The sequence below is a fragment of the Psychroserpens sp. BH13MA-6 genome, assembly GCF_052983595.1.
This window is the reverse complement of record NZ_JBRJGE010000009.1, coordinates 36,234-45,072: the sequence shown is the minus strand read 5'-3', so window position 1 is coordinate 45,072 and position 8,839 is coordinate 36,234. Positions and strand designations below refer to the sequence as shown.

The 8,839-nt window shown below is 37.1% G+C and carries 7 protein-coding genes; 3 read left to right on the top strand and 4 right to left on the bottom strand.

The genetic code is table 11. The annotated features are described in order from the left end of the window. Positions 1-549: 549 nt before the first annotated feature. The 4 genes from xerA to ACU8DI_RS14575 form a co-directional block, all read right to left on the bottom strand. The gene (xerA, locus tag ACU8DI_RS14590) at positions 550-1,713 is read right to left on the bottom strand and encodes a site-specific tyrosine recombinase/integron integrase (protein ID WP_447113528.1); all 1,164 of its coding nucleotides are present in this window, start codon (positions 1,711-1,713) and stop codon (positions 550-552) included. A gap of 115 nt (positions 1,714-1,828) precedes the next feature. Beyond that, positions 1,829-3,697 carry a M1 family metallopeptidase gene (locus ACU8DI_RS14585; protein WP_447113527.1) on the bottom strand — a complete coding sequence of 623 codons (1,869 nt, stop codon included), beginning with the start codon at positions 3,695-3,697 and terminating at the stop codon, positions 1,829-1,831. 5 nt (positions 3,698-3,702) lie between these two features. Continuing rightward, on the bottom strand, positions 3,703-3,939 hold the full coding sequence (locus tag ACU8DI_RS14580) for a hypothetical protein (protein ID WP_447113526.1): 237 nt from the start codon (positions 3,937-3,939) through the stop codon (positions 3,703-3,705). After that, positions 3,927-4,382: an SRPBCC family protein gene (locus tag ACU8DI_RS14575; protein WP_447113525.1), complete on the bottom strand. Its 456-nt coding sequence runs from the start codon at positions 4,380-4,382 to the stop codon at positions 3,927-3,929. Before ACU8DI_RS14575 ends, ACU8DI_RS14580 begins: the two co-directional genes overlap by 13 nt. A gap of 239 nt (positions 4,383-4,621) precedes the next feature. Between ACU8DI_RS14575 and ACU8DI_RS14570 the strand changes: the two genes are divergently transcribed. The 3 genes from ACU8DI_RS14570 to ACU8DI_RS14560 are packed head-to-tail and all read left to right on the top strand — an operon-like array spanning position 4,622 to position 8,838. Next, positions 4,622-6,565 (top strand): peptidylprolyl isomerase, encoded by a 1,944-nt coding sequence (locus ACU8DI_RS14570; protein ID WP_447113524.1) that lies wholly within the window; start codon positions 4,622-4,624, stop codon positions 6,563-6,565. A 1-nt stretch (position 6,566) separates the two neighbouring features. Beyond that, the gene (locus ACU8DI_RS14565) at positions 6,567-7,418 is read left to right on the top strand and encodes a peptidyl-prolyl cis-trans isomerase (RefSeq protein WP_447113523.1); all 852 of its coding nucleotides are present in this window, start codon (positions 6,567-6,569) and stop codon (positions 7,416-7,418) included. Next, positions 7,402-8,838 (top strand): peptidylprolyl isomerase, encoded by a 1,437-nt coding sequence (locus tag ACU8DI_RS14560; protein ID WP_447113522.1) that lies wholly within the window; start codon positions 7,402-7,404, stop codon positions 8,836-8,838. The genes ACU8DI_RS14565 and ACU8DI_RS14560 overlap by 17 nt, the downstream gene beginning before the upstream one ends. Position 8,839: the final 1 nt, after the last annotated feature.

The window sequence follows — 8,839 nt, the reverse complement described above, 5'->3', positions numbered from 1 at the left end:
ATGGCGATAAGCTTTATATTCATTTGGCGTAAAAAATCTTCCAAAATAATTTATAATATATCTTACTCTTTCTAATTCCATTCTCGATGTTTCTTCAGCTTGCAGGTAACGTAATTGTGTATGATATCGTGCGACTGGAAACGATCGGTATTTTCCGTCGTTACGATTCAAAAGTTTAAATATAAGAATTAAAACCGAAGCTAGAGTAGAGCATGGATTATACACGTTGTTAGCTACTGTAGGGCAGAAGAGGTCACAGGCAAATCACAAAGCTGCGGAATATTCCGCATTGCAACCGAATCAGAATGCACAGAAAACAATTTGGCTGACAAGCCCAAGAATCCGCTGATTCACCAAACACAAAACCTTGACAGTCTCATTTAGGTTGCAACCTAGTTTGGTCACGGTCGTTTTGTTCCGGAACGTATTTTTAAAGAAATCCAATAGGCTGCGATTTATTCAGAAAGTCTCCTGGGAAGCCTGATTTTCGGGAAATGCACTATTGTTGCTAACTAGTTATATCCAAACAAATATAACATATTTTAAACGCTACAGTTGGGATATGCCAAGTTTTTGCTTCTGATTATCCGTACCAACATACTGCTTTACTGCAATGTCCAACGGACTCTTAATATTCAACAAATCCTTCTTCGCGACATGCGTGTAAATCATAGTAGTCTCCGGTCGCGCATGCCCTAATAACTCCTGAATATAACGTAAATCAATGCCGTTCTCCAATAAGTGCGTGGCATAACTGTGTCGTAAAGTATGTGGTGTCACACGCTTCGTAATACCTGCTAATTTACAAGAACGTCGTAAAAAATGACGAACGCTCTCTGGGCTATAACGCCTCGCTTCATGGCCTTCTACAAACAAACGATTGGGAACATAAGTGTGCAAATAATTATACAACAATGGTAAGAAACTCTCAGCAATAATCACATAACGATCCTTACGACCTTTAGAATTTCGAATAAACACTTGCCGTCGGTCAATATCAATGTCTTTAATCTCTAAACTCAATAATTCGCTAATCCGAAGTCCGCAAGAATATATCATCGCAATAATCGCTCTGTGCTTGAGGTTTTTCGTGGCCTGTATCAAATGAATCACCTCTTCCTTAGACAAAACCGTAGGCAAATAACGACTCTTTTTTGGTCGTACGAGTTCCAAAGCATCAAAAGCAACCTCTGGATGAAACATTTTGAAAACCTTCAAAGCACTAATAAATTGCCGTTGCTTACTAATAGAATAACGACGCTTTATATAAACGTCTTCAATATATAACTCAATGGTTTTATTGGTTAATTCTGCAAAGGCCTTTTGGTTATAGTAGGCGATGTAATCACTTACTAAAAATGAATAAGTCTCAATAGTGCTGGCACTGTAACGTTTGCCTTTTAAATACTTAGTAAAACCATGGAGCGTTTGACGCTGCACTTCGGTTAACGATCCCAGACGTTTAGTGGCTTCTAATTCCGTAGCTTGTTTGAGGCGTTCTGTGTCTATGGTATAACCCTGAAAGATCTCTTTAATCTGCGCAATAGCTTCAGGTGAATACCTAACATACCAACATTCTAAAGTGGCACTCCATTTGCGATTCGGAACTGTTTTAATTAATTCAATAAGCGCTTTACGATAGTCAAAAACAATCAGTAATTGTTTAGCTTGTCTATGCGTTTTAATGGATAGGACGATGTCTGGTTTTTTCATAAGATTGAAGTCCAAGATAGCAACCTTAAATATAGACTATATTCTACATAAAAACAAATGAATGCCTGTTGAATGTTTTTATTGAAATGGGATGTGTTATGACTTCGGAAATATCCTAGGATTTAAAACCTAGCAAATCATCAATAGTATTGGCAGTTACTGAATGGTAATTAGGACGTGCTTTTTTGTAAATCGCTAAGGCTTCGTCTACTTTATCATGGCGTTTGAAGGCCTTGTAAAGCGTGGAAACATACCAACGTCTGCCTACGCGAATTAAGAAATCCTCGATTTCCCGATCAACACCATTGTCGTGATAGTTAAGATTAATGGCCTGCTCATACCATACCATAGCAATATGTGAGTTTTTTGAATGTGTAAAGTCAAAAGCATCATCCAATCGCTTCATGTCCTCGGCAGTCATGCCCTCTGGAAAGTTTCTGATAAAATGAACCCATTCTTGAGTGGTCCAATTGGTCGTTAGTGAGGTGTCAATAGATTTTTCGCTGATGAATCTTTGCAAGGTCCGTTCGGCATTTTCAAATTTATCCGACGTGATCACTGCTTGATTCTCTGGAATGCCAGGTTCATAAATCCATTCATTGACATTAAAATCCACTTCATTCGGTTCCAACAGGTGCGTATTCAAATAATCCACGAATGCCTCCGTCGTAATCGTTGAAAAAGCATGGCTCTTAAAATACTGTTTCAGAAAGGCATCAAACTTGTCGCGACCTACTTTTTCTTCTAATGTGCGTAAAAATAGATACCCTTTATCATAGGCGATACTATTCATGCCGTCGTCCGGATTTTTATCGCTTAAATCCAATTTCAGTTTGGTCATTTCAGGAGTTTCACTAAACGCCTCAATTTCTTCGGTTAAATCTTGTCGTCCTATTAAAGCAATCATATTAGCACGTTCCACACCATAAAGCGCTTCCATGATTCTAATTTCAAAGTAAACCGTGAAACCTTCATTGAGCCAAAAGTCGTTCCAAGTGGCATTCGTTACCAAATTTCCTGACCAAGAATGTGCCAATTCATGAGCAATCAAGGATGTTAAACTTTTATCTCCAGCAATAACTGTTGGTGTGGCAAATGTAAGTCTTGGATTTTCCATACCTCCAAACGGAAAACTAGGAGGAAGCACAATCACATCAAACTGCTCCCAATCGTAATCACCATATAAATTTTCGGCAGCCACTACCATCTTTTCCATATCAGAAAACTCAGCATGTGCTTTGTCTATCATCGATTTTTCTGCGTAAACACCTGTACGGTCGCTCACAGCTTCGTATGCTAAATCACCAACAGCTAAAGCCATTAAATAAGGAGAGATCGGTTGTTGCATCTTGAATTCATACTTACCATTAGCGACAATTTCCTTAGGGTTTTCAGCACTCATAACAGCCATAAGACCGGACGGAACTTTCACTTTCGCATCATAAGTAATCCGAATTTGCGGACTATCTTGAATGGGGATCCATGTACGTGTTAAAATAGCTTGACCTTGTGTGAACAAAAATGGGTGTTCCTTGTCTGCTGTTTGTTGCGGATTCAGCCATTGCAGCGCTTCGGTTTTTTCCGTCGTACTGTAATGAACGGTGACTTGTTTGGTGTCTTCGGAAATTTCTATAATCAACGGACTTCCCAGCTGTTCGTCAAAGTCGCCTAATTCAAAATAGGTAGGCTTACCATCAGCTTCAACCTCATGAATTTCTAAATATTTAGTGTCTAAAATAAGTTTTGATGAGGCCCGACTTTCAATATCGTAGGTCGCCTGCCCTTCAATCACCTGATTGTCAAAATCGACACCTATATTCAGATTGAGGTGAGTCACGACAGCTTTATTTGGTTGGGCGTAAGAGTGTGTGTCTTCCACATATTTAGTCGATGCTTTCTCGGTACTTTCTAAAGGCTTTTCAGCATCTTTTTTACAGCTGAATGTCAAGACTATCAAGGTCAATAATAGGGTGTGTTTTGTCATAATTTCTAATCGTTATATAATTCGCCACGATGCGGTTTCAGCGCATCTCTAATAGGCTTCATCTCGTCTTCCATGACCACCATAAAAGCAATACTATGCAGGTCGTTGAGCATTTCAAAACCCGTAATGTCTAATGTTGTTTGTTGAATAGCGATGTATTCCTTGAGGTGTTTTTCATGATGCTCCGCGATTTTTAAAGCGTCTGGACCACGAAAATCCCAAATAAGTTTCAATTTTCGCATACAGAAGTTCCGTGTTCGGCAAAATTCTTAAAATCTTGCATATACTTCATCGATTGTTTTTTAAAGGCACTTGGCATAAGATACAATAAAATTCTCATGACCAAATTTAAGGGTAAAAATTCATTTTTGGAAGTCCATTTCGTAAAACCATCATTGGTTTTTTCAAAAAAGTTCTTTTGAATATTGTGCATGCTCTTTGTCGTGTAATTCGCATGGAACTCGTTCGGTAAATTACGTTTGGTAATGGTCTCAATTAGTTGCATACGTCGACGACCAAATTTGTAATTGAGTTGCATCTTAGCGCCTAACTGACCTGGATCGCCAGAAATATGTTCTGCAGAAACCAAACCACGTTGCCAGTGCTTCATGTTCTCAACATTATCCATTTTGCGGATAAATTCTTCCAAAGGGACATTCACCTTTATTTCAGTAGTATATTGCATTGTCGAATACAGAGGGATTATTCAAAATAAAGATACGTGAAATTTGGAAATAATAATGCAATGAAAGTTCAACAACCATTAAATTAGATAAGTGGTTAGATGCAGACTTTCAACATTCATTTTTTGAAGGGCACTTCATACTAAGATAGGCGCAAAGACGTTTGTTAAATGCGACTTGTTTTATGTATATATTGTATTATTTTTGCTGAAATAGGAATTGCCTTTTTAAAGATTGATATATGAGATTATTATTAAGTACAGTTTTAGTTTGCGTGACCTTGTGCGCACAGGCACAGATCAAGGATACTGATGTCTTATTCACGGTAGATGACGATCCAGTGATGGCATCAGAATTTGTAAGGGTTTACAATAAAAATTTGGATTTGGTAAAAGATGAAAGTCAAAAGGATATTGACACCTATTTGAAATTGTTTATCAATTACCAACTCAAAGTAAAGGAAGCACGACGCTTAGGTCTTGATAAAGATGATAGCTACTTGCGAGAATTCAACAATTACAAGCGTCAGCTTACCAAAAATTATATGTCTGATAGCCAAGTCACAGATGCCTTAGTGAAAGAGGCTTACGAGCGCACAACCAATGATGTGAAAGCATCTCATATTTTGGTGCGTTTGGATGAGACTGAAACCGATACCATGGCTGTTTACAAACAATTGATGGCCTTGCGAGATCGTGTCATCAAAGAAGGCTATGAAACCGTTCAAAAATCGGTGCATGATGGTAAAACCATATTCGCAGAAGATTTAGGCTATTTTGGAGGATTCAAAATGGTGTACCCTTTTGAAACAGCAGCATTTAATACACCTGTAGGCGAAGTGTCTATGCCGTTTAGAACACGTTTTGGTTACCATATCGTTAAAGTATTCGATAAGCGTCAGTCTTTAGGAGAAGTGACTGTTGCACATATAATGATTTCTAACAAACAAAAGGATTCGACCTTAAATCCTGAAACTAGAATTCGTCAGATTTATAAAAAAATAGAACAAGGAGAGAAATTTGAATCATTGGCAAAGCAGTTTTCCGATGATAAAAGTTCCTCTAATAAAGGTGGTGTTTTAACACCGTTTACAGGCGGACAATTAAGTTCTAAGGAATTTGAGGATGTGGCATTTTCCTTAGAAAATCCAGGTGACGTGTCAGAACCTTTCAAAACGGATTACGGTTGGCATGTGATAAAACTGATAAATAAAAAAGGCATCTTACCGTTTGAAGAGGTAAAGATGGAGTTAGAAAACAAGGTAAAGCGTGATACGAGATCAAATTTGATCAATTCGGCTTTAGTAAAAAAACTCGCTAAAAAATATGATGTTGAGGAACATGAAGAAAGCTTAGCCTATATCGAATCTATCCTCAATGAAAATTATTTCAGACAAGCCTGGAATGCGCCCAAAGATTTTAAAGGTGATGATGTTTTAATAAGAATTGAAGATACCCAAGTGACTAATAAAGATTTTATATCGCATTTGATGCAGGTGCAACGCTTGTACCGAAACAAACGCGTGGATGTAAAGACCTTAATACAAAAAGAGTATCAGTCATTTTATGAGGCACAAGTATTAAAATACCACGAGGATCACCTCGAATTTGAGAATGAGGAATTTGCCTTTGTACTAAAGGAATATCGCGACGGACTCCTATTATTTGATTTAATGGAAAAAGAGGTGTGGAATGCAGCTTCAAATGATTCAATCGGTCTGCAGAAATACTTCGAAAACCATAGAGACAATTACCTTTGGAAAGATCGTGTTGATGCAGTGGTCTTATCATCTGCTTCAAAAAGTGATATTGAAAAAGTACAAACGCAATTGAAAAAGGATAGCTCCATCGAAGATATTTTGACCAATCTTAACGTTGGTGATGAAATGAATGTACTACCTACAAAAGGTGTATTTGAAAAAGGTGATGCTATATTGCCTGAGAATTTTGAATTTGAAGAAGGCATTTCAAAAATTTATAATCATAATGATGCTTATCATGTTTTTAAAGTCCACAGTGTAATGCCAGAAGGTCAAAAAACATTGGACGAATCTAAAGGAAAGGTGGTCAGTGATTACCAAAATTATATTGAAGAAAATTGGGTTAATTCCTTAAATGAGCGTTTTGATGTTGACATTAATTCATCTGTTTTAAAACGTGTCAAAAAACAATTACTAAAGCAATAATTTGAAACGACTATCCCTCTACATAATCGTCTTACTTACCTTGGTGTCTTGTGATTTCTTTAAACAAACAGACGATCGCGTTCCAGTAGCTCGCGTAGGAGAGAATTATCTGTATCAAGAAGATATTGAAGAACTGGTTCAAGAAGGTACACCAGCCGATGATAGTACGCAAATTGTGAGTAGCTTTATTCAACGTTGGGCCACACAACAATTATTGCTAGCTGGTGCAGAACGAAATTTGCCAGAAGAAAAGCAAGCCGATTTTAACAAACTTGTAAGTCAGTATAAAAATGATCTGTATACCAAAGCTTATTTGGAGGCACTTGTCAAGAAAAGCATAGATACATCGATCAATCAAGCAGAAGCTTTAGAGGTTTATGAAGCCAATCAGGAAACCTTTAAGTTGAATGAAGAATTAGTAAAGTTTCGTTACATCACCATTCCTCAGAATGCCATTAATGAAGCGGAAATTAAAGAGCGCTTTAGACGATTTGATGCTGAAGATAAAGTGTATTTAGATTCCATTTCGGTGCAATTCAAAAGCTACTCCCTGAATGATTCTATTTGGGTGAAGGCTTCTCAAATTACTGAACGGATCTCCGTTTTGAATTCTGAAAACAAAAAAGAACTGTTAAAAAAATCTAATTTTGTACAGCTCAAAGATTCATTAGACCTATATTTGATGCAAATTAAAGACGTCTTGTCGCAAAACGATTTGGCGCCTTTAGAGTACGTAAAACCTACGATACAACAAATTGTAATTAACAAAAGAAAATTGGAGCTGATAAAGCAGCTTGAAAAAGATATTACCAAAGATGCAATTAAAAACAAACAATTTGAAATCTATAACTAAATCCGTTGTCGCTACAGTTCTTCTAGGACTTTTTGGCATGACTTATTCAGGAGCACAGGAAATCATCCAAGATGTTGTGGATACCACGAAAAAAGAAATGGACTCCACCAATATGTCTGCTAGAAAAAAAGTGGATGGTGTGGCTGCTGTGGTAGGAGACTTTGTGATCTTAGATTCTGATATCGATAAAGAATACATTCAACTGCAAGCGAGAGGTGTCTCTATTAAGGACATCACCAGATGTAAGTTATTTGGAAAATTATTGGAAGATAAGCTATATGCACATCATGCTATTCAGGATAGTATTACCGTAAATGAATTGGAAATACGTTCCAATATCGAACAGCAAATTGATGCCTTTTTGGAACAAAAAGGTGGTTCCATGGCAGAATTGTTAGAGTATTATAACAAAGACAGTGAGCAGAGTTTAAGAGATGAAATGTTTGAAATCAATAAGAATGTGAAATTGGCTTCAGACATGCAACGTAAAATTATAGAAGACGTTGAGGTGACTCCAGAGGAAGTTCGGGATTATTTCAATAGTATTCCTAAAGATGAACGTCCTATATTCGGAACCGAACTGAAAGTAGCGCAAATTGTAGTCATTCCGGAAATTAGCGAAGAATCGAAGCAAGAAGTCATCGATAGATTAAAAGAATACAAAGCAGATGTCATAGAAAATGGCGCGAGTTTTACGACCAAAGCAGTCTTTTACTCGGATGATACAGGATCGCGTTCTAAAGGTGGTATGTATACCTTAAACAGAAAGCGTCCGCAGATGGTTAAAGAGTTTCGCGATGTGGCATTTTCGCTTCAGGAAGGGGAGATTTCAGAACCGTTTGAAACAGATTTCGGATATCATATCATTCTTTTAGAAAAAATTAGAGGACAAGAGTATGATGTACGTCATATTCTTTTAAGACCAGATGTTACGGAAGAAGCTATAAAAGCTGCAAGAGAAAAAATAACGAAAGTAAGAGAGCAAATCTTAGCAGGCGATATGACCTTTGCAGATGCAGCTCGCGAGTTTAGTGATGAGGAAGAAACTAAGTATGAAGGCGGTCAATTAATCAATCCTTACACACAAGAATCAAGTATGGAGTTAACTAAAATGGATCCAGAACTTTACGGACAAATACAAGATTTAAAGGATGGAGAAATTAGTTTGGTTCTAGAAGAACAAGACCGTGTTAACCCAATTAAATTTAAAATATTAACCGTTACAGATCGTATAGATGAACATGAAGCCGATTTTGCTCGTGATTATTTAAAGATCAAAAACCTTGCGCTTCAAGACAAGCAATATAAAGTGATTGAAAAATGGCAAGAAGAAAAAATTTACGACACTTACGTTAAAATTAATGACGATTATAAGGGTTGTGAATTTAATAGTAACTGGTTAAAAACAGAAAAAGAATAGT